Genomic DNA, 21,491 nt, shown 5'->3' with positions numbered 1-21,491 from the left:
CCGCTCATTTATTTTGTCAGCACGGCTTCTTTGACGTGCGGAAGTACAGTATCCTGGTAGATTTCCGTCGGATATTTTCCTGTAAAACAAGCCATGCACTGGCCGCAGTTTTCCCCTTCATACGTTCTGCCGATGCCGGAAAGCAGGCCTTCAATGCTCAAGAAAGACAGGGTATCGGCGCCGATTTCCTGGCGGATTTCTTCGACTGAATGAGAGGAGGCGATCAGCTCTTCGTGCGTCGACGTGTCGATTCCGTAAAAACACGGATGGGCAATCGGAGGCGAACTGATTCTCACATGCACTTCCGTTGCTCCCGCTTCCCTGAGCATCGTCACGATCCGGCGGCTCGTCGTGCCGCGCACGATCGAATCATCGACCATGACGACGCGCTTGCCTTCGACGACTCCGCGGACAGCGGACAGCTTCATCCTCACGCCCTGCTCTCTGAGCGATTGGGACGGCTGAATAAAGGTTCTGCCGACATAGCGGTTTTTGATCAGTCCGAGTTCATAAGGGATGCCTGTCGCTTCGGCATAGCCGATCGCCGCTGAAATGCTCGAATCCGGTACTCCTGTGACAACATCCGCTTCAACGCCGGATTCTTCGGCGAGTTTTTTGCCGAGGTTTTTTCTGGCGCTGTGTACGTTAATCCCGTTAATGTTGCTGTCAGGTCTTGAGAAATAGATATACTCCATGCTGCAGATCGAACGGTTGATATTCAGCGAAAAGCGCTCAGATGTCATGCCTTCATCATTGATGATCAGCATCTCGCCCGGTTCAACATCGCGCAAATACGTCGCGCCCACGACATCAAAGGCGCACGTTTCAGAAGCCACGACATATGCATCGCCAAGCATGGCGACCGACAGCGGTCTGAGTCCGTTCGGATCGAGCGCCACGATCATTTCCGTTTCCGTCATGATTAAGAAAGCGTAAGCGCCTTTCAGCATGGAAAGGGCGTTTTTAATTTGGTCCTTCAACATGAAATGACCGCTTCGCTTGATTAAATGGGCAAGCACTTCCGTATCGGAAGACGTCTGAAAAATGCTGCCCTGGTTTTCAAGCTGCTGCTTCAGCTGTGTGGCGTTGACTAAATTTCCGTTGTGTGCAAGCGCAAGGCTGCCGTTGTTTTGCGAATGGAAAAGGAACGGCTGGACGTTTTCAAAACCGCCGCCGCCCGCCGTTGCATAGCGGACATGGCCGATCGCCCCTTTTCCTTTCACTTTTTTGAGCTCGCCGTTTTGGAACACTTCGGTAATCAGCCCCTGGCCTTTGTGGGCGGACATCTTTTCCCCGTCCGTCGCCACGATGCCGGCGCCCTCCTGCCCCCTGTGCTGGAGGCTGTGGAGGCCGTAATACGTAATTTGCGGTGCTTCTTCATGCCCCCAAATCCCAAATACGCCGCATTCTTCATTTAAGCCTTTGATTTCAGCAAGCATGGGATAGCTCCTTTCCATGCGCTTTCAAGCTCTTCTGTCCGCGCATGAATCCATTGTTTTCCTTCCTGGCTTTGAATGGCAAAAATCCCGTCTGATGTTACCTCACCGATATGGATGGCGTCTTTTACGAGCGCTTCGAACGATTCCTGGTGTTCTTTTTTCACGGATACGATGAATCGTGACTGTGATTCGCTGAACAGCAGTGCAGGGTCTCCGCTAAGCGCGGCTTTGGCGCCAAGGCCTTTCGCCCCCATGACGCTTTCTGCCAGCGCGACGCCGAGTCCGCCCTCTGAGACATCGTGCGCCGATTGGACCAGTCCCGAGCGGATTGCTTGCAGAAGAGATTTTTGCCTTGACTCTTCCACTTCAAGGTCGATCGCCGGCGCTTTTCCATAGATTTTTCCTTCTGTCAGCTTTTGCAGCTCGCTTCCGGCAAATTCAGGAAGCGTGTCGCCGATGACATAAATCAAATCTCCCGCAGCTTTGAACTGCTGTGTCGTGATATGAGCCGTATCTTCGATCAGTCCGACCATGCCGATGACAGGCGTCGGATAGATGGCGCTTCCGTTCGATTCATTGTACAGAGAAACGTTTCCGCCGATAACCGGAGTGTTCAGTACGTTGCAAGCCTCGCTGATACCGTCGGCCGCTTTTTCAATCTGCCAGAAAATCTCCGGCTTTTCCGGGTTGCCGAAATTGAGGTTATCCGTGACCGCAAGCGGCTCCGCTCCAGAGCAGACAATGTTGCGCGCAGCCTCGGCAACTGCGATTTTTCCGCCGATTTCCGGGTCGAGATATAAATAGCGGGCGTTGCAGTCCGTCGTCATGGCGAGCGCTTTTTTCGTTCCGCGGATTCTGAGAACCCCCGCATCAGAGCCGGGAGCGACTACCGTATTCGTCCGCACCATGTAGTCGTATTGGTCATAGACCCATTCCTTGCTGGCGATCGTCGGCTGCTGCAAAAGGGCAAGAAGCGTCTCTTTGGCATCATCCACCTTTGGTACAGGGACGTCTGTTTCAAGGAATTCTTTGTAGTACGCCGGAACCTTTGAAGGCTTGTGGTAAACAGGCGCGTCCTCTGCGAGCGCATCTACCGGAAGCTCGGCGACGATTTCCCCTTCGTGGAGCAGGCGCAGCATTTTATCATCTGTCACATGCCCGACGGCAACCGCTTCAAGATCATATTTGTCAAAAATATCGATGATTTCTTGTTCACGGCCGCGCTTAATGACGAGCAGCATGCGCTCCTGAGATTCTGACAGCATCATTTCGTACGGCGTCATGCCCGTTTCCCGCTGCGGGATCAAATCCAGGTTCATTTCGATGCCTGAGCCGGCTTTACTGGCCATTTCCGCACTCGAACTTGTCAGCCCTGCCGCTCCCATATCCTGAATGCCGACAAGGGCATCGGATTTGATGACTTCCAGGCACGCTTCAAGCAAAAGCTTCTCCATGAAAGGATCGCCGACTTGAACCGCGGAACGTTTTTCTTCTGAAGCATCAGACATTTCCTCAGACGCGAAGGTTGCGCCATGGATGCCGTCGCGCCCTGTTTTCGCGCCGACATACATGACTGTGTTTCCGACGCCTTTCGCCTGGCCTTTTTTAATATCTTCATGGTTGATCAACCCGACGCACATCGCATTGACGAGAGGGTTTCCTTCATAGCAGCTGTCAAACTGCACCTCACCGCCGACGGTCGGGATGCCGATGCAGTTTCCGTAACCGGCAATGCCTGCGACTACTTCTTCAAACAAGTACTTCACACGCGGTGAAGTGAGTTCACCAAAGCGAAGAGAGTTCAAGACAGCGATCGGCCGCGCCCCCATTGAGAAGACGTCGCGGATGATGCCGCCCACACCTGTTGCAGCTCCCTGATAAGGTTCGATCGCCGATGGGTGGTTGTGCGATTCGATTTTGAACACGACCGCCTGGTTGTCGCCGATGTCGACGATTCCCGCGCCTTCCCCAGGGCCTTGCAGAACGCGCTCGCCCTTAGTCGGGAACTTTTTCAAGATCGGCTTCGAATTTTTGTAGCTGCAATGCTCTGACCACATAACCGAAAAAATCCCGATTTCCGTATAGTTGGGAAGTCTTCCGAGAATCGATTCGATCATGGCGAACTCGTCATCGCTGACGCCCATTTGCTGATAGAGTTTCTCTTCCTTAATCTGTTCTTTACTTGGTTCAAGCAGTAGCGACATGAGTTTCCCTCCAATTTTTCACGATAGACTGAAAGAGTTTGAGACCGTCGGCGCTTCCGAGCAGAGAGTCGACTGCGCGCTCAGGGTGAGGCATCATGCCAAGTACATTACCTTTTTCATTGACGACGCCCGCGATATCATCGACGCTGCCATTGATATTTGTTCCATACGTGAACGCAATCTGGTTGTTGGCTTTTAATGCGGCAAGCGTTTCTTCATCACAATAAAAGTTTCCTTCGCCGTGTGCGATCGGGATCGTAATCGCTTCTCCTTTGGCATATGAAGATGTAAACAGTGTGTCATCGTTTTGCACGATCAGTTCAACAGGGCGGCAAATAAACTTCAAATCTTTATTCCGCCTCATCGCGCCCGGCAATAATCCGAGCTCCTGCAAAATTTGAAATCCGTTGCAGACGCCGAGTACAGGCTTCCCTTCTTCAGCCGCTTTTTTGACGGCGGGCATAATGTTTGCAAAGCGGGCGATCGCACCGCATCTCAAGTAATCACCGTAGGAAAAGCCTCCCGGGATCAACACCCCGTCATACCCGTCAAGGCTTGTTTCCGTGTGCCAGACGTATTCCGCTTCTTCGCCGAGCTCATCCTTGATGGCGTGGAACATGTCGATATCACAGTTTGAGCCTGGTAGAACAATCACCGCGAATTTCACTGTGCGACAACCTCCTCAACTTCATATCTGTAATCTTCAATCACCGTGTTTGCCAACAGTTTTTCGCACATTTCTTTGACTAAAATGTCAAGATCGCGGTCTGATTTTTCGATTGTAAGCTCCATGTATTTGCCGATGCGGACTTCCTGAACTTCTTTGTAAGACATGCTGTGCAATGCATGCTGGACGGCACTCCCTTGCGGATCTAGAACACTTTCTTTTAAGCTCACATAAACTTTCACTTTATACATCTCACATGCCTCCAAGTCTTTTAAAAATTTCTGAGTACGCATCAGTCAATCCGCCTAAATTCCGTCTGAATACGTCTTTATCAAGCTTTTCATTCGTTTCTTTATCCCAAAGCCGGCACGTATCAGGTGAAATTTCATCGGCAAGCAGGACCTGTCCATTTGCGTCAAGCCCGAACTCAAGCTTGAAATCTATCAATCTGACATCACAGGCTGCGAAAATATGCTGCAGCTCTTCGTTTACCTGCCTTGTAATCGACTTGATTGTTTCTACCTGGTCAGGTTCAGCCGCCTGTAAAATCCAAATGTGGTCTTCTGTGATCAGCGGGTCGCCGAGAGAATCGTCTTTATAATAGAATTCGATAATCGGCTCTTTGAGCGCTGTGCCCTCCGGAATGCCGAGACGTTTGGACATGCTCCCCGCAACGACATTGCGGACGACGACTTCTAGCGGGATAATCGTCACTTTTTTGATGAGCTGCTCGGTTTCGGAAATCCGTTTCACAAAGTGGTTTGCGATTCCTTTCTCATGCAGCCTTGTGAAAATCAGGCTGGAAATTTCATTATTTAAACGGCCTTTCCCGTCAATTTCGGCCTTTTTTTCTCCGTTAAAGGCTGTTGCAGAATCTTTGTATTCGACAAACAGAATATCGTCATCATCCGTCCGAAAAATCTTTTTTGCTTTTCCCTCGTATAAAAGTTCATTTTTCAAAATATTCACAGAAGGCCTCCTAACCCGAATGTTGGAAATATTTCGGCACTTAGACCCCCGCCTGAAAAAGGCGGGCGCCGCTTTTTATGCCAAGCCTAAACGTTCAAAGATAAAGTCGACGTTTTTCAAATGATAATTGTAGTCAAAGCAGTCGGCGATTTGTTCAGGAGAAAGGCGGGATGTAATGTTCTCCTCAGCTTCGACAAGCTGGCGGAACGGCACTTGCTTCTCCCATGCTTCCATCGCTTTCGGCTGAACCGTGTCATATGCTTCCTCGCGCGCCATTCCCGTATCGATCAGCGCCAGAAGAACGCGCTGCGAGTAGATCAGTCCGAGTGTGCGGTCCATATTGCGCTTCATGTTTTCCGGGAACACGGTCAGGTTTTTCACAATATTGCCGAAACGGTTCAGCATGTAGTTCAGCGCAATCGTCGCATCAGGCAAAATGATCCGTTCCGCGGATGAATGGGAAATATCTCGTTCATGCCAAAGCGGCACATTTTCATAAGCGGTCAGCATGTAGCCGCGGATGACGCGGGCCATTCCCGTCATGTTTTCAGAGCCGATCGGGTTCCGCTTGTGCGGCATGGCTGATGAACCTTTTTGGCCTTTGGCGAAAAATTCTTCAACCTCGCGCGTTTCGCTTTTTTGCAGCCCGCGGATTTCAACGGCGAATTTCTCAATGCTTGTCGCAATCAGCGCAAGTGCTGCCATATAATCGGCATGCCGGTCACGCTGCAGCGTTTGCGTGGAAATCGGCGCCGGTTTCAAGCCCAGCTTCTCACATACGTATTGTTCAACGAACGGATCGATGTTCGCGTATGTTCCGACAGCACCGGAGATTTTGCCGACTTCGATACCTTCCTTCGCCTGTTTAAAGCGCTCCAGATTGCGCTTCATTTCCTCGTACCACAGCGCAAGCTTCAAACCGAATGTCGTCGGCTCTGCATGTACGCCGTGTGTGCGTCCCATCATGACCGTATATTTATGCTCTTTCGCTTTTTCTTTTAAAATGTCAACAAATCTCTCAATGTCCTTGAGCAAAATCTCGTTGGCCTGTTTTAATAGATAGGAAAGAGCGGTATCGACAACATCCGTTGATGTCAGGCCGTAGTGAACCCATTTTCTTTCTTCGCCGAGCGTTTCAGATACGGCGCGGGTAAAAGCGACGACGTCATGGCGTGTATCTTGTTCGATTTCTAAAATCCGGTTCATATCAAATGATGCGTTCTTGCGCATGGCCTTTACGTCTTCTTTAGGGATGACGCCAAGCTCCGCCCATGCTTCACACGCTAAAATTTCGACTTCAAGCCATGCCTGAAACCTGTTTTCATCCGTCCAAATCGCAGCCATTTCCGGTCTTGAATAACGTTCAATCATGATTTTCGTCCTCCATCTCTTTCGATCCACTTTTCTGTGATCTGCTGAATCCATTGTTGATCAGGTTTTCTTATAAATGTAATATGCCCCATTTTGCGGCCCTGTTTAACTTCATGCTTTCCATAAATATAAAGTTTCGCCTCTTTTAACAGCTCAGGCTCTTCTTCAGCCATGTACACTTCATCGCCTAAGAGATTGACCATCATTCCTTCTTTCAGAAGCTCCGTTTTGCCGAGCGGCAATCCGCAGACGGCCCTGATATGCTGTTCAAACTGGCTTGTTTCGCACAGATCGAGCGTATAATGCCCCGAATTATGGGGGCGCGGCGCAAGTTCATTGACGAGCAGTCCGCCGTCTTCCTTCAGGAAAAGTTCAACCGCCAGCGTTCCGACGAGCTGAAGCTTTTCGGCGAGCCGGACGGCAAGATCAGCCGCTTTTTCCTGTACCGCGGATTCGACTCTCGCCGGGACGATGCTTTGAAATAGAATGTTATCTTTATGAATGTTTTCAGCAACTGGAAAAACGGCGGTTTCCCCGTACACTGACCTTGTCACAATGACGGACAGTTCCATTTTGAAATGAACCCAGCTTTCCAGAATGCAGGTTCCATGCTCTAGAAGGGCCGCTGCTTCTTCGATTTGCTCTTTTTCCTTAATTACATACTGGCCTTTTCCATCGTACCCGCCGCGGCATGTCTTCAGCACCGCCGGAAGCCCGAGTTCTGATACGGCCGCTTCCAGCTCTTTGCGGTCATGAATGATTCTGTAGGGCGCCACTTTGCAGCCTGCTGATTCAATCGCTTTTTTCTCCGTCTCCCTGTTTTGCGTCAGAAGCAGAAGCTCGCTTCCCTGCGGGAGATACGCGTTGTCCTTCAGCCAGTTTAGTGCGTCATAGTCGATATTTTCGAATTCATAGGTGATGACATCGCTCGCCTCGGCAAGCTTCTGTATTGCTTCATTATCATTATAAGCCGCCGTGATTTCAAGGTCTGCCACCTGTCCGCACGGTGAGGCAGGAACAGGATCAACCACCGCCACGCGGTAACCCATCTGCTTTGCGGCGACTGCCATCATTTTGCCGAGCTGGCCGCCTCCGATGATGCCGATTGTCGCTCCTGGAAAAACCGTTTGTTTATACAAGCTGATCACTGCTTTCTAAAACCGTTTGTTTCATTTGATCTCTTCGTTCGCTCAAAGCGCGGGCTATTCTTTCATCAAAAGCCGAAAGAATCTGGGCTGCAAGCAGGCCTGCATTGACGGCGCCGGCTTTTCCGATCGCAACAGTCGCCACCGGAACACCGCCCGGCATTTGAACGATTGATAATAGCGAGTCAAGTCCGTTCAGCGCTTTTGACTGTACCGGCACCCCGATAACAGGCAGCGTCGTTTTGGCCGCAACCATTCCCGGCAGGTGGGCAGCGCCCCCCGCTCCGGCAATAATGACCTTCAAGCCTCTCTCCCGCGCTGTCTCGGCATATTCAAACATGAGATCAGGCGTCCGATGAGCGGAAACAACCTTTTTCTCAAATGGAATCTCCAATTCTTCAAGTATGTCGCAAGCGTGTTTCATCGTTTCCCAGTCGGATGTGCTTCCCATAATAACACCTGCAAGAGGCTGCATATTATTGTCCCACCTTTAGCTGTAATTCTTCGCAAACAAAAAACCCGGCTGTATTGCATGTAGGAAGCAACACAAACCGGGCATGGCGCGCTTATCGTCAGTCGTCCGCTTCTCGCGATTTCCATGTCAGTTTATTGTCCACTTTCCTGCATAGTCCGATGATTTACGGTCATCGGGTAGAGACTTATGGGCCATATTCCCAAGATTATATGAGGTCGTGTTTTTATGTCATGTTTATCTTAACAACGGACTTCAATTATGTCAACGATATTATCGAACGATATTATTTTTTGTAGTTTTAATGTTCGGGTTTTAGATTAATTTCCCTTCAAATATAATTTTCCTTCCGCATGGGACGACCTGAATCGTTCCATTTTCCTTCATCTCTTTAAAGACTGGCTCTTCCATCCGGCGCACAGGAGCATACCCTTCTTTTTGCATTTGATTCAAAACAGATTCAATCGTTTCGCCCTCAGTCACTTCAAAGCGCTTCTTCTTCGGCTTTGTCATTATTCTTTAATTCTCCTTTTCTTAACGGCTTTCACCCAAAAGCCGCCGTGGATCGTTTTCGGTTCATAGGAAACGATAAACGCTTTTGAGTCGATTGATTTGATCGTCTCATACAATTGCAGTTCATACCTTCTCGGCGTCAAAATCTGCATCGCCGTCCTGTCTCCTTCAAGTCCGCCGACGACCCAATGGGTGACGCCATATCCTTTTTCGCGGAGCTGTTTCGGAAGATCGAGATCAAGCTCCTTCGTGATTGCATTTACCATAATATATCCGAGCGCAAGCTTTTCTTCTATTTTCGTGCCGACGATAATTCCGATTCCAAACCCTACCGCATAGGCAATGACATTTTGAATTTGATTTAAATTATCTAAAACCAGTCCGAGTCCGACAACGTAGACCAGCATTTCGATTGTACCGATAAAGGCGGCCAGATACCGCTGGCCTTTCAGTGTCAGTATCATTCGAAGGGTTAAAAATGTTACATATATAATATTGATAACCAAAATAATGCCAACCATACTCACAGCGTGTACAAATGCCGTGTGAAGCAATTGCAATCCCTCCTTTAGATCCAAAGCAATCATATTCTACTAGAGAAATTCCGCATATACAATCCTGTAATGACCATGCTTCACTACAAAATTTTTCGACAAACCGACACCAGGTTCCAATTATGATCAGTTTACCCTTTTTGCAGTAGTTTCAAAGCCTTTATACCGTCAAAAAAGACGTTCATATGAACGCCCCCCTCACCACAGCAGCACAGCCGGCTCCGATTGTTTCCGATCCTATCAGCTACGGCTGCTTTTTGCCTGTCTTTAGCTTTTTGATTGAACGATGCTCCTTTTCAAGGTCACTCAGCGTATACGCCGCTAAATCGTTTGGATTCTCGATCAGGCCGGACTTCATGATCTGCCTGATGAGCCATTTCTTTTTTTGATGAATCGCTTTGCGGAGAAACTTGGCCATTCGATTACTCCCCCGATCAATATGACATGTGTTTTTATATTATACTCATTAATCTTATGAGTCAACTTGGAATTAATGATAAAAAAAGCTGGTTCATCATGTGAACCAGCGGCCCGTCTTACACCGGAACGAGTGAAGACAGCAAATAACCGACCATGAACTTCCATGTCAATCCGACATACACCAATTCAAGCAAAAGGACGCCAAAGACGCAATACATCAAATCAGTCCGCATCCTTCCGCTTTTTTCATAAACGGACTGAATCATGAAAAACATTCCGAATGTCAGTCCAAGGAAGATGAAAATAGATAGGATTACCGTCATCGTCGTGATATTTAAAATCGCACAAATCATCCACAGGGCGGCCGGGATGATAAACGGAACCAACAGCAAGCCGTATTTTGCCGCAGTCTCAACAAAAGACATGTTATGCTTCAGCAAAAACCTTGACACGACCCAAATGGACCCGGCCATCCAAAACATGAACACCATGCAGTAAAGGAAAACAACGAGAAACACTTCCATGAATGGAACGGACACGCCAAATCCAAGAACCCTGCCGCGGCCGGACAAAAGCTGATAAAAATTCCCGAGCGAAAAGAAAACGGCTAACAGCGTCATGGATATAACGGAATACTTAAAATAAGACCGGTCATACTGTTCCGCCGCACGGACAGGAGATTTTAACACCTCAAGCATAAAGCTGAAATAACGGACAAGAGCGGCGTTTACGCTTTGCAATGCCGTTTTGGCTTTCGATGAGGATGTGCTTGGCTCCTTGCTTTTCCGCGCATTGCGCGAGCTTCTCGACATCCTCGATGCAGGTTCCTGATCTATTTCATGTTCATGATCTTCATCATGACTTTTTTTGTCTTTATATTGTTCATCAATCATATAAGCAACTCCTATTCTTTGCCCAAAGCGAAAGCTACTGATTTCTTTTCTAAATTACCGAAGCCTTGACAAACAGTCAAGCAAAACCCTATTTTCAAACAGATTTGGCGGTCATTATATATAACGCTGATCACCACCGAAAAGTTTTGTTTTCTTTCGCCTAATTTCGCCCGCATTAAAAAACCGATAACCCGTAAGAGTTATCGGCCATACAAAGCTTAGTGATTTAAGAAAATAAAGTAAAGAATAAAGATGACAAACAAAGCATACATAATCGGATGAACATCTTTCGCTTTGCCTTTAAAGATCATTGTGATTGGATAAAAGATGAAGCCGATCGCAATCCCCGTCGCAATACTGTATGTCAGCGGCATGCAGATCATCGTTAAAAACGCGGGAACGGCGATTTCGAATTTTGTCCAGTCAATTTTGCCGAGCGGCGCCACCATCAGCACTCCCACGACGATTAATGCGGGAGCTGTGACATTTGACGTTACAACGGTCAGCAAAGGAGAGAAAAACATCGAAAATAAAAAGAGTATTCCTGTTACAACAGCCGCAAAGCCTGATCTTGCTCCTGCTGCAACCCCTGCGCTTGATTCAACATAAGAAGTCGTCGTCGATGTTCCAAGAACCGCGCCGACAACGATCGAAGATGAATCGGCAAACAAAGCCCTTCCAGCCCTCGGCAGTTTGTTTTCTTTCATTAATCCCGCTTGTGTGGCGACCGCTACCAGCGTACCGGCAGTGTCAAAAAATCCGACAAACAGGAACGTTAAAATGACGATCAGCATATCCAAAGAGAAAATATCCTGCAAATGAATAATGGCTTGTCCAAACGTCGGTTCAAGGCTTGGAATTTTGTCGACAATCTTTGTCGGCGCATCAATCAAGCCAAAGATCACACCGGCCACAGCCGTGATCAGCATTCCGAAGAAGACGCCCCCATTCACCCGAAGCACCATCAAAATGACGGTGACGATAATTCCGAATATCGTCAGCAGCACAGGCCCGCTGTGAATGTTTCCAAGCGAAACGAGCGTGCTCGGGTTGGCCACGATAATTTTTGAACCTTGCAAACCGACAAATGTAATGAAAAGGCCGATACCGGCTCCAACCGCCAGTTTGAGCTCCGGAGGAATGGCGTTGATGATTTTTTCCCGCAATCCCGTTAAAGAAAGACCGACAAAGATAAGACCTGAAATAAACACGCCTGATAAGGCCACCTGCCAGGAAATGCCCATGCTCAGGACAACAGTAAAAGCAAAAAACGCATTCAGTCCCATTCCGGGCGCGATGGCTATCGGATATTTCGCGATGATGCCCATTAAAATACAGCCGACGGCAGAAGCAATCGCTGTCGCTGTAAAGACTGAACCCTGATCTATTCTTAATTGATTAGGAAAATCATGAACGGAAGCGAGAGACAAAGTAAGCGGATTGACGAATAAAATGTACGCCATTGATAAAAAGGTGGTCAGACCGCCAATGATTTCTCTCCGGTAATTTGTACCCAATTCATCAAACTGAAAGAAACGCTTCAAAATGGTATACTCCTCTCGATTTTCTGTCGTTTTTATTGTTTCATAAACCGTTGCTTTTAAAACAAAAAACGCCCCAAATAAACGGGACGCTTGACTACGGCAGATGTCATACTGAAAAAATGTTTCTCGGCATGAAATCAATATATACCAGCGTAGTCAAGCTATTTACGGTAGCTTGGTAGAAACTTATGGGCCATATTCCCATGATTATACGACAAGTTCTTTTTCAATTACTATGCTATTGTAGCAATATCTCTCCTTAAACACAATACAAAAAAGCGAACATTATTCAAAACAATGTCCGCTATGTTCGTTTACTGTATATTCCAATCAAGCAACCCCGCTAGTTTTTTCGCCCTTTAGAAAGTTATACAAATAAAACGTTCCTTTTGATAAGCGTGTTCTCCGCGCTTTTTCCGTTCCAGAAAAAAATGCCCCAAATCCTAAAGAGGCAAGGATTTGAGGCATTGCTATTATTCCCACTCAATTGTTGCAGGCGGCTTGCTCGTAATATCGTACACCACACGGTTAATGTGCTTCACTTCATTGACAATCCGCGTTGAGATCTTCTCAAGGACATCCCACGGGATTCTTGCCCAGTCAGATGTCATGCCGTCGATTGACGTGACGGCGCGAATTCCGATTGTATAGTCATATGTCCTCGCGTCTCCCATGACGCCGACACTGCGGATGTCAGGAAGAACGGTGAAGTACTGCCAAATATCGCGGTCAAGCCCGGCTTTGGCGATTTCTTCGCGGAGAATCGCGTCTGACTCACGGACGATTTCCAGTTTTTCTTCTGTCACTTCTCCCAAAACGCGAATTCCAAGACCCGGTCCAGGGAACGGCTGTCTCCAAACAATCTCATCAGGGATGCCAAGCTCTGTACCAAGCGCGCGGACTTCATCTTTAAATAAAGTATTCAGCGGTTCAATCAGCTTAAACTGCATATCTTCAGGCAGTCCGCCGACATTGTGGTGCGATTTGATCGTCTGCGCAGTCGCCGTGCCGCTTTCAATAATGTCGGTGTAAAGCGTGCCTTGTGCAAGGAAATCGATTCCTTTCAGCTTGTCCGCCTCATCGTCAAACACGTAGATGAACTCGTTGCCGATGATTTTCCGTTTTTGCTCAGGGTCTGAAACACCTTTCAGCTTGTTGAGGAAGCGGTCTTTTGCATCGACTTTGATGACGTTCATATTAAAGCCTTCGCTGAACGTCTTCATGACGCCTTCGGCTTCACCTTTGCGAAGAAGACCGTGGTCGACGAAAATACATGTCAGCTGATCGCCGATCGCTTTGTGGATCAAGACTGCGACAACAGAAGAATCAACTCCGCCGCTGAGCGCGCATAGCACTTGCTTGTCGCCGACTGTTTCACGGATCTTTTGCATTTCAATTTCAATGAAGTTCTCCATTGACCATTCGCCGGCGCATTCGCAAACATGGAACACAAAGTTTTTCAGCAGATCGTTTCCGTACTCAGAGTGGCGAACTTCCGGGTGGAACTGAACGCCGTACCACTTTTTATCTTTCTTGCTCATCGCTGAATTCGGGCAGTGATGGCTTGTCGCATCAACAGTGAAACCTTCCGGAACTTCAACGACTAAATCACCATGACTCATCCAAACGACTTGTTCTTTCGGAAGGTCTTTAAACAGATCCGGCTCGCCTTCGATATGAATGTTTGCTTTTCCGTACTCACGCTGGCTAGCCGCTTCCACTTTGCCGCCGAGGTAATGGGTCATCAGCTGCATGCCGTAGCAGATTCCGAGAACAGGGATGTCCAGTTCAAAAATCTTTTCGTCACAGCGGAAAGATCCTTCATCATACACGCTGTTCGGTCCTCCGGACAAAATAATTCCCTTCGGATTCATTTCTTTGATTTCTTCCGCTGTCAACGTATGCGGATGCAATTCGCTGTACACACCAAACTCGCGGATGCGCCGGGTGATCAGCTGGTTGTACTGACTTCCAAAATCCAATACAAGAATCATTTCATTTACTAACTTCGTCATGGTGTCACCTCTTTATCAAATTGTCTTTTGCACAGAAAAAATGGCGGCAGACATACGGCGGTCCTGCCCCCATTCGCGGGTTCGGCCCGGTGTGCAAAATGATTGACGCCGGGCCTGCCAGCAAAGATATATAAGGGTTTTTAATATTCACTTATTCTAACAATAGGAAAGAAAGCGGTCAAGACTATCTCCTTTTAATTAAATTTTCCCATAACTCGGCTGATTCATTCCAAAGCTTTCCTGCGTCTTCTTTTCGGTAAAGCGCCCGTTCATAACGAAGCGTCAGAAGCGTCATCTCATCGCTGTCATATCGTTTATCAACCGTTTCCGCAAATTCACGGAGCGTCTGTCCCGCTTCTTTTTTCATGCCTTTTCTCTTCAACTGGCGGAGCAGCTCCTCATACGCCTTGAAGAATACGGCATCATCCTGCCGCTTTTTCAATCTGGCGGCAATCATGACAGGGAGCCAAATTGTCCGTGTAAAATAGAGACCCGCTCCTGCGGCCAAGAGAAGAAGCAGAAATGCCGCGCCATACCAGAGAACACCGCCTGCGCCGCCGCGGTTTGCAGCCGCATCTGTTTGACGGTCTTGTTGGGCATCAAGCCTTTGATTCCCACTGTTTTTTTGTTCTTCTTTGACGGCTTGTTTTCTTTGATGATCGGCATATTCCTGTTCTTTTCCGCCTTTTTCTGAAGCGGCATCCTCACGCCCGCCGCCGGAATGCTCGATCAGCTGCTCGGGGTTGATAAAGCCTTTCGTCGGCTCGAACGTCACCCAGCCCTGTCCTTCAAAATAGACTTCAACCCAGGAATGGGCATTGTTGTTTGTCACTTCATAAACGGTCTGCTTTTTATCGGGCGACGTCCCGGCAAACTGCCCCGATGTATAGCCTTTCACCCAGCGGGCTGGTATCCCGGCAGAACGCAATAACACCGTCATCGCCGTGGAAAAGTTGTCGCAATACCCGATTTTGGTTTCGAATAAAAATTGGTCAACATAATCCTGATTTTTACTCGGAACGGCGACATCTTTTGTCTGATACGAAAAATCGGAAGAACCGAGATAGTCTTCAATCGCTTTCGCTTTGTCGTAAACATTGTCATGGCCTTTCGTCAAATCAAGGGCGAGCTGTTTGACACGCTCGGGAAGGGAAGCGGGAAGCTGCAGATATTTTTGGTGTCTTTTGCCCCACTCCCCCTCAGAATCCATGCTGATGCTTTTCAGCTTGTTCACGTCAAAAACCGGGGATTCATAGGTCAGGGAATAGCTTCCAAGATTTTGAATGTCCGCCCCCATCCGGCCGCTTGGAATCATCCGTTCCGTATTGCTGTTCATCTTAAGGGGTACGAAATCGTCCAATAAAATCGCCTTCGTCCCGATCGGATATAAGACATGATCATAGCGGTAAGCCGGATTGATGTCGACCTTGACTTTGCGCGTCTCTGTTTTGACACTTTTATCATACCATTGATAATCGAGCTTATTATCATCCAGATTGATGGTTGCCCCGGCCTTCTCATCTTCAGACCAGCCTTTGCCGGTATAATGGCTCTTCGTTTCCACCCTGAAATAGCTTCTTTCCTTGCCCTGCCATGTAAAGACCAATGTATTGTCTTGTGTGAATGGTCCGCCCAGTGATGTATCATTGGTTCCATAGCCGACCTTGTTTTTGCCGCCTGAAGTAAAATCGCCATTGGCCGCCGTTTTGATAAACGGCACCGGATCAGGCCAAATCGGATCCGTCTTCGGCGCAGCTATGCCCACAGCAGCAGCGGCAGCAGTCAGCAGCAGCAGCGGAGCAAACCATTTGGCAAATAATGATGCGGAAGCTTTGAGCCTCTCGCTCTCCTTCATCCGCTCCAAATACAGCATTCCCAGCAAAAGAAATCCCAATATAGCGATCCGGACGATCGCATATGACGCGTCAAAAGGCGTAAACGTGTCAATCACTGTAATATAAACGATCGTCATAATGAAAAAGAAGAAGATTCTCCGCTGGTAGATCACCCAATAATGCAGAAGGTAGACTAATAGCCAGAGCAGGACGAAAAAGAGCAGCGTCCGAAACAAAGGCGACATATCGCGCCACATCCCGGAGAAAATGAACGATACATTATGATTGACCTCTTGCAAAAGCTTTCCGACCCAGGAGGCTGAGAGCAACGGGCCGTCGTAGAATATCCAATGAAGCGCAAACAATATAAAGCCGAGGCTGACCGGAAACCTGATCATCCAAGGAACCTTAAAAAATGTAAACAAAAAAACCATCGCGATAAAAACGATAAAAAAGACGGTATGCCCCGTATCCGTAAAATACTGCAAAGGACGGAGCCACTCCCAAAGGAGCAAAAAAGTTAATACATAAAAAATCAGCAAACTGACCCGGCTGTTTCTTTCTCTCGACATCATGCCTCACCTCGCTTTCGCAAAAACATGGGAAAAACGGTCTCCGGCAATCACGCTGACTTCAATTCCCCGCGCTGTTACATACTCGATGGCCGCGCTTTCTTCAGGCGAGAGAGCGTCTCCCTTTTCTTTGATGACGAAAACGGCGGGCGCCTTGTCTCTCGCCGCGTTCCCCAAAACACGCGACAACTCCGGTGTCATGCGGCTTGTCATGATGTACTTTACAGTCTTGGCGATATCAGGGAGATGAAGTTCTTTCTCAAGCAGACTGTGAAACGGGTAAGAAGAATCACAATCAGCCAATGCCAAATGGTAAAAGAGCTTCCTCAAATGATCCTCCCCGGAGCGGACCGGAAAGACGGTTCGCTCTTTTCCAATGGAAACAAGTCCGGTATAAGTCCCGTTTTGAAGAGCCGCACGGACAACCGATGCCGTAAAAACAACGATATCTTCAAAAACCGGAGAAGGTGATCTGTCCATAAAAATGTACAAATTTCGGCCTTTCACCTGTTCAAATTCCTTTGTCATCAGGCTGTTCCGCCTTGCCGATGTCTTCCAGTCCACCCATGAAACACGGTCGCCGGGCTGATATTCCCTCACGCCTGAAGCCAGGTTGCTGTTTTGCCTCTGAAAATCAACCGCATGTCCGCCCTTATCGTCAAAACTGCCCGCGTTTTCGCGATATGTAATTTCTTGATATGAAGGCAGCACTAGAAAGGAGGTTTCAATTTGCAGATACACTTCCTTTTCCAGCAGCCCAAGCGGATCACCGGTGCGGATTCTGACCGCAGTCAGACGGTGATCGCCCCTCGGGACGGACGGTATCGTATAAACCATCTTGATTTCCTTCTGAAACCAGGGAAAAAGAAACGTTTTCGCCTCAGATAGATGACCGTTTTTCAAAAGCGAAGCCGGAAGGCAGTCTTCCACTATCAAAAACATCAGCGGAAACGGAAATTTTCTTTTTAGCGTAATGACGGCTTCAAATGGATCCCCGGCTTTCAACTGTCCACGGCTGAGCTTGCGTTCAGCCTCGAATGTTTTCAACGGATAGAAAGCAAACAAAACGGCGTACAACCCAAAGGGAAGAAAAACATAGAACAAAAACCAGCTGACAAATCCCCCTTGAAACATGGCATAGCTGAACGTCGAAGCCAATAGAAGAAATAGAACAAACAGCCTCCATCCGAACCCGAAACGACCGAAGCGCTCTCTCATTATCTGCTCATCGACCTTCCTACGGGAACCTTCGTTTTAGCCATGATATCCTGAAGAACCGTCTCCGGCCGTTTGCCTTCAAATTTCGCCTCCGGCCGCAAGATCATTCTGTGCGGAAGCGTAAATGGCGCAAGATACTGAATATCGTCGGGAATCACATAATCGCGGCTGTACAAAAAAGCAAACGCCTGTGCGGCCTTCATCAGGGCAATTGAGCCGCGCGGACTGACTCCCAAATAAACGTCTGAATGATGTCTTGTTTGCTGGGTGATGTCAACAATATATTCCTTAATGGAACGATCCACATATACCGTTTCAGCCTCTTTTTGGAACGAGGCCAGCTCCTCCTTTGTAATAACCGGCTCAATTTGTTCAATCGGACGGCTTCTCTCCTGAAGGTCGAGCACCTGAAGCTCTTCGCGGACCGTTGGATAGCCCATTCGAAGCTTGAATAGGAAGCGGTCAAGCTGGGCTTCAGGGAGCGGATAAGTCCCTTCATATTCCACCGGGTTCTGTGTGGCCATGACAAAAAAAGGCTGGGAAAGCGGCATCGTCACACCGTCCACAGTCACGCTCCCTTCTTCCATCGCTTCTAAGAGGGCCGATTGGGTTTTGGGCGATGTGCGGTTGATTTCATCCGCAAGAACAATATCTCCCATAATCGGGCCTGAACGGTATTCAAATTCAAGGGTTTTTGGATTATATATGGAAACGCCTGTAACGTCTGAAGGCAATAAATCCGGCGTAAACTGAATTCTCTTGAATTCCGCACCGGTAGACTTCGCCAAAGTACGGACCATCATCGTTTTCCCCACACCTGGCACATCTTCCAAAAGCACATGGCCGTTTGCAAGAATGGCGGTCAGGCTCAAAACGGCAATATCTTTCTTTCCTACCATTACTTTATCAATATTTTCGGCTACTTTTCCCAAAACAGGATGCAGCGTTTCTTGGTAAGCCATCCTTTTCCTCCTCATGCGTACGGATCAAAATTGATTTAACTTTACGATAAACGATGTTCCGCCAGAAAACAACTAAATGGTTAAACTCTCTTTTTATACAATTAAAAATAACCTTTTCCAATCGAAAAGGTTATTTTACATCGTCTCTAAACGGTTCTATATGAACATGGGAATGAACGATCGAGTGCTCCTCCTGCATTTTCCTTTCAATTTCATCGGCGATATCGTGGCTTTCAGAAATATTCAGGTCAGGCCTGACTTCAACGATGACTTCAATATGAACGGCGCTTCCCAAATATCTCGCCTTCACATCCTTGATCCTGCCGACGCCGGGAACTTTTTGAATCGTTTCTTTATATGTCGAAATATCCTTTATATCAAATCCGTCCGTCAAGGAGTGGGCGGCCTCTTTAAAAATATCCCACGCCGTTTTGCAGATGATCAATCCGATGATAAATGCCGCAGCCGTATCGACCCAGGCAAGGTGAAACTGCGCCGCGAAAATGCCCGTAAACGTTCCGATGCTGACGAAAGCATCTGATCTATTGTCTGCGGCGGCCGCATAAAGCGCCTGGCTGTTTACCTTTTTAGCGAGCCTTTTATTATAGCCGTAAACCAAAAACATCACGGCCGCACTCCCGACCGCCGTCCAAGCCGCAATCATATCGGGAGTTGTTTCTCTCGGGTGAAAAAACATTTCACCAGAACTGTACAGCACCTCAAGCCCGACAACCATCATAATAAAAGAGGCGACGAGCGAGGCGATCGTCTCGGCCCTGAAATGCCCGTACGGATGGTCTTCATCAGGCGGCTTTTGCGAAATCCTGAGACCGATCAGCACCGCTAAAGATGCAATAATGTCCGTCGTGTTGTTAAGCCCGTCTGCCCTTAAGGCCTCGGAGTGAAACATATACCCGATCATCAGCTTAACAGCCGACAGGACAAGGTAAGCGATTATACTGACCCATGCCCCGGCTTCTCCTTTTTTTAATTCGTCATACCGTTCCATAAAAAGCTTCCTTTCCCATCCGTGTATTCGCTTTTATCATACAAAGCAAAACCCGAGTGAGTCTATAGAAACATGATTCACTTCTTGCAGAAATATAGTCGCAATAGAACTTTTTTTATTGAAGGAAACAAATTTCAGCCCGGCCAATCCCCGAAAAACCCCGGTACGGCAAGTTTTTTTCAAATCCCCTTACTCTCTCCGGCATGCCGCCGAATAAGGTTCGGATCCTTTTTCCGAATTATTTTTCTTTTTTACAAGCGAATTTTTTCAGAAAAACGTTAAACAATCAGAGACTGCCGACTATCCAGAGATCTTTCGCCAGGCGGCAAAGTGACAGGAACAATCGCGTTTAACCTGAAATAGGCCGAAACACCTTGCAGAATCTCTGCAAGGCGTTTTGATTCAGCATCTTTTTTTCCTCCCCAGCAACACCGGGTATCTGTTCAAAAGAAGAATGCACGGAACCATGATCAGCAAGGTCACGGCAGTATACACGCCGCCCCACAATACGGAACCGTATGTCTCATCAAGGGAAACATTCATGAAATAATAGATGATGGCTTTTAACATCCGGATGACCGGGTAATGAAGAACGAGGATGATCAGCGAATTTCTGCCGAGGAATTGCAGAAGCGCCGCATGCTGCAGTTTAAAGCTTATAAGTATCACGCCGGCCGTTCCCAAACATGACGTAACGTAAAAGATCGCCATGTTTCCGTATTCATTCGCTCTCATATCCACTCTGACGTTTTGGCTTTGCAGAAAGCCGACCAGAATGAACAGAAACAATGACATGAGCAGCGTTTTGCGATGCCTGTCAGCCTTCAGCATATGCCTCAGAAAAAAACCGGCCGCATAAAAACCGAGGGCTGTCAAAGCGACCTCAATATTCCACGGAAGCTTTAATCCGAGATACTGGTAATTGATATAACCGAACAGACCGGATACCGTCACAACAAGGACAACATCGTGATCCTTCAGCGTTTTTTTCAACCAAAAAAACAGCATATCGACGATGAACAAGCATGTTAAAAACCATAGAGCAGGATTATGGGTCAGCATATAGCCGTCAGGAATGGAATAAAAAATCCCTTTAAACGGGACGATCGGATCAACATCCGAACTGCCGCTGAACTTGAAATGCCTCTCGACAAACAACCAATATAAATAGGCGATGACGGAAAAGATGAAGTACGGCAAAAGAAGAGTCTTCATTTTTTTGAGAAGGAAGGAAGAAAAGGTCATATTCTCATCGCGGTACACGACCCCTGACAAAAAGAAAAACAGCGGCATGTGAAAAGAAAAAATGAACGTTTTCAGCCATTCAGTTGTCGGTGTATGGCCTAACACGACCAGGATAATTCCCAGCCCTTTCGCCGCGTCAATCCAATCGATCCTTTTCGGCATCACCGGCATCTCCTTTCAGCCCGCTTTTATCCCGCAAAAAAAGGGATCACACATAATGTATCATCGCCTCGTAAAAGAGCACCACCTTCTCCCCTCGCAAAACGCCATATTTAATCGTTTTGAAATATCCCGTTCATTCCCTTGTAAAACTTCGTCTTTTTTATCATAAAAGGCTTCCGAAAAACAGGCTTGGACAGACGCCTTTACAGCGGCTTCCTCTGCATTTTTTCTCTCTCAGGCAGGAACCTAAACATAGGTCCCGTCTTATAATGTACTAATCTT

General features: G+C 47.7%; 19 protein-coding genes and 2 riboswitches. All 19 genes read right to left on the bottom strand.

Going from position 1 to position 21,491, the window contains the following annotated elements:
- Window positions 1-8 precede the first annotated feature (8 nt).
- On the bottom strand, window positions 9-1,439 hold the full coding sequence (purF, locus tag R5H20_RS03895) for an amidophosphoribosyltransferase (protein ID WP_006637333.1): 1,431 nt from the start codon (window positions 1,437-1,439) through the stop codon (window positions 9-11).
- A complete protein-coding gene (purL, locus tag R5H20_RS03890) occupies window positions 1,415-3,643 on the bottom strand; it encodes a phosphoribosylformylglycinamidine synthase subunit PurL (protein ID WP_006637332.1) in 2,229 nt (742 codons plus the stop codon). The genes purF and purL overlap by 25 nt, the downstream gene beginning before the upstream one ends.
- Window positions 3,627-4,310: a phosphoribosylformylglycinamidine synthase subunit PurQ gene (gene purQ / locus R5H20_RS03885; protein ID WP_006637331.1), complete on the bottom strand. Its 684-nt coding sequence runs from the start codon at window positions 4,308-4,310 to the stop codon at window positions 3,627-3,629. The genes purL and purQ overlap by 17 nt, the downstream gene beginning before the upstream one ends.
- Window positions 4,307-4,561, bottom strand: a complete 255-nt coding sequence (purS, locus tag R5H20_RS03880) for a phosphoribosylformylglycinamidine synthase subunit PurS (protein ID WP_006637330.1) — start codon at window positions 4,559-4,561, stop codon at window positions 4,307-4,309. The genes purQ and purS overlap by 4 nt, the downstream gene beginning before the upstream one ends.
- Before the next feature lies 1 nt (window position 4,562).
- On the bottom strand, window positions 4,563-5,279 hold the full coding sequence (gene purC, locus R5H20_RS03875; RefSeq protein WP_006637329.1) for a phosphoribosylaminoimidazolesuccinocarboxamide synthase: 717 nt from the start codon (window positions 5,277-5,279) through the stop codon (window positions 4,563-4,565).
- Between the two features lie 75 nt (window positions 5,280-5,354).
- Window positions 5,355-6,650 carry an adenylosuccinate lyase gene (gene purB, locus R5H20_RS03870; protein WP_006637328.1) on the bottom strand — a complete coding sequence of 432 codons (1,296 nt, stop codon included), beginning with the start codon at window positions 6,648-6,650 and terminating at the stop codon, window positions 5,355-5,357.
- Window positions 6,647-7,789: a 5-(carboxyamino)imidazole ribonucleotide synthase gene (gene purK, locus R5H20_RS03865; protein ID WP_006637327.1), complete on the bottom strand. Its 1,143-nt coding sequence runs from the start codon at window positions 7,787-7,789 to the stop codon at window positions 6,647-6,649. The genes purB and purK overlap by 4 nt, the downstream gene beginning before the upstream one ends.
- Window positions 7,782-8,270, bottom strand: a complete 489-nt coding sequence (gene purE, locus R5H20_RS03860; RefSeq protein WP_006637326.1) for a 5-(carboxyamino)imidazole ribonucleotide mutase — start codon at window positions 8,268-8,270, stop codon at window positions 7,782-7,784. Before purE ends, purK begins: the two co-directional genes overlap by 8 nt.
- A gap of 131 nt (window positions 8,271-8,401) precedes the next feature.
- Window positions 8,402-8,503, bottom strand: a riboswitch (purine riboswitch).
- 79 nt (window positions 8,504-8,582) lie between these two features.
- A complete protein-coding gene (locus tag R5H20_RS03855) occupies window positions 8,583-8,780 on the bottom strand; it encodes an NETI motif-containing protein (protein ID WP_006637325.1) in 198 nt (65 codons plus the stop codon).
- Window positions 8,780-9,301 (bottom strand): DUF2179 domain-containing protein, encoded by a 522-nt coding sequence (locus tag R5H20_RS03850; protein ID WP_373870225.1) that lies wholly within the window; start codon window positions 9,299-9,301, stop codon window positions 8,780-8,782. Before R5H20_RS03850 ends, R5H20_RS03855 begins: the two co-directional genes overlap by 1 nt.
- A 277-nt stretch (window positions 9,302-9,578) precedes the next feature.
- Window positions 9,579-9,752, bottom strand: a complete 174-nt coding sequence (locus tag R5H20_RS03845; RefSeq protein ID WP_006637323.1) for a hypothetical protein — start codon at window positions 9,750-9,752, stop codon at window positions 9,579-9,581.
- A 118-nt stretch (window positions 9,753-9,870) separates the two neighbouring features.
- A complete protein-coding gene (locus R5H20_RS03840) occupies window positions 9,871-10,647 on the bottom strand; it encodes a DUF6574 domain-containing protein (protein ID WP_006637322.1) in 777 nt (258 codons plus the stop codon).
- Window positions 10,648-10,865: 218 nt separating this feature from the next.
- The gene (locus tag R5H20_RS03835; protein ID WP_006637321.1) at window positions 10,866-12,191 is read right to left on the bottom strand and encodes an NCS2 family permease; all 1,326 of its coding nucleotides are present in this window, start codon (window positions 12,189-12,191) and stop codon (window positions 10,866-10,868) included.
- Between the two features lie 133 nt (window positions 12,192-12,324).
- A riboswitch (purine riboswitch) is annotated at window positions 12,325-12,426 on the bottom strand.
- A gap of 238 nt (window positions 12,427-12,664) precedes the next feature.
- Window positions 12,665-14,206 (bottom strand): glutamine-hydrolyzing GMP synthase, encoded by a 1,542-nt coding sequence (gene guaA / locus R5H20_RS03830; protein WP_006637320.1) that lies wholly within the window; start codon window positions 14,204-14,206, stop codon window positions 12,665-12,667.
- 184 nt (window positions 14,207-14,390) lie between these two features.
- Window positions 14,391-16,613, bottom strand: a complete 2,223-nt coding sequence (locus R5H20_RS03825; protein WP_006637319.1) for a DUF4129 domain-containing transglutaminase family protein — start codon at window positions 16,611-16,613, stop codon at window positions 14,391-14,393.
- Between the two features lie 6 nt (window positions 16,614-16,619).
- Window positions 16,620-17,831, bottom strand: a complete 1,212-nt coding sequence (locus R5H20_RS03820) for a DUF58 domain-containing protein (protein WP_006637318.1) — start codon at window positions 17,829-17,831, stop codon at window positions 16,620-16,622.
- A complete protein-coding gene (locus R5H20_RS03815) occupies window positions 17,831-18,793 on the bottom strand; it encodes an AAA family ATPase (RefSeq protein WP_006637317.1) in 963 nt (320 codons plus the stop codon). The genes R5H20_RS03820 and R5H20_RS03815 overlap by 1 nt, the downstream gene beginning before the upstream one ends.
- Window positions 18,794-18,923: 130 nt before the next feature.
- Window positions 18,924-19,802 (bottom strand): cation diffusion facilitator family transporter, encoded by an 879-nt coding sequence (locus R5H20_RS03810; protein WP_006637316.1) that lies wholly within the window; start codon window positions 19,800-19,802, stop codon window positions 18,924-18,926.
- A gap of 402 nt (window positions 19,803-20,204) precedes the next feature.
- A complete protein-coding gene (locus R5H20_RS03805) occupies window positions 20,205-21,209 on the bottom strand; it encodes an acyltransferase family protein (protein ID WP_006637315.1) in 1,005 nt (334 codons plus the stop codon).
- Window positions 21,210-21,491: the final 282 nt, after the last annotated feature.

This window comes from Bacillus sp. KICET-3 (genome assembly GCF_033261025.1).
In the GTDB taxonomy this organism is placed as follows: domain Bacteria; phylum Bacillota; class Bacilli; order Bacillales; family Bacillaceae; genus Bacillus; species Bacillus sonorensis.
Note: the sequence above shows the minus strand (reverse complement) of the source record. Positions and strands in the feature narration are given on the sequence as shown.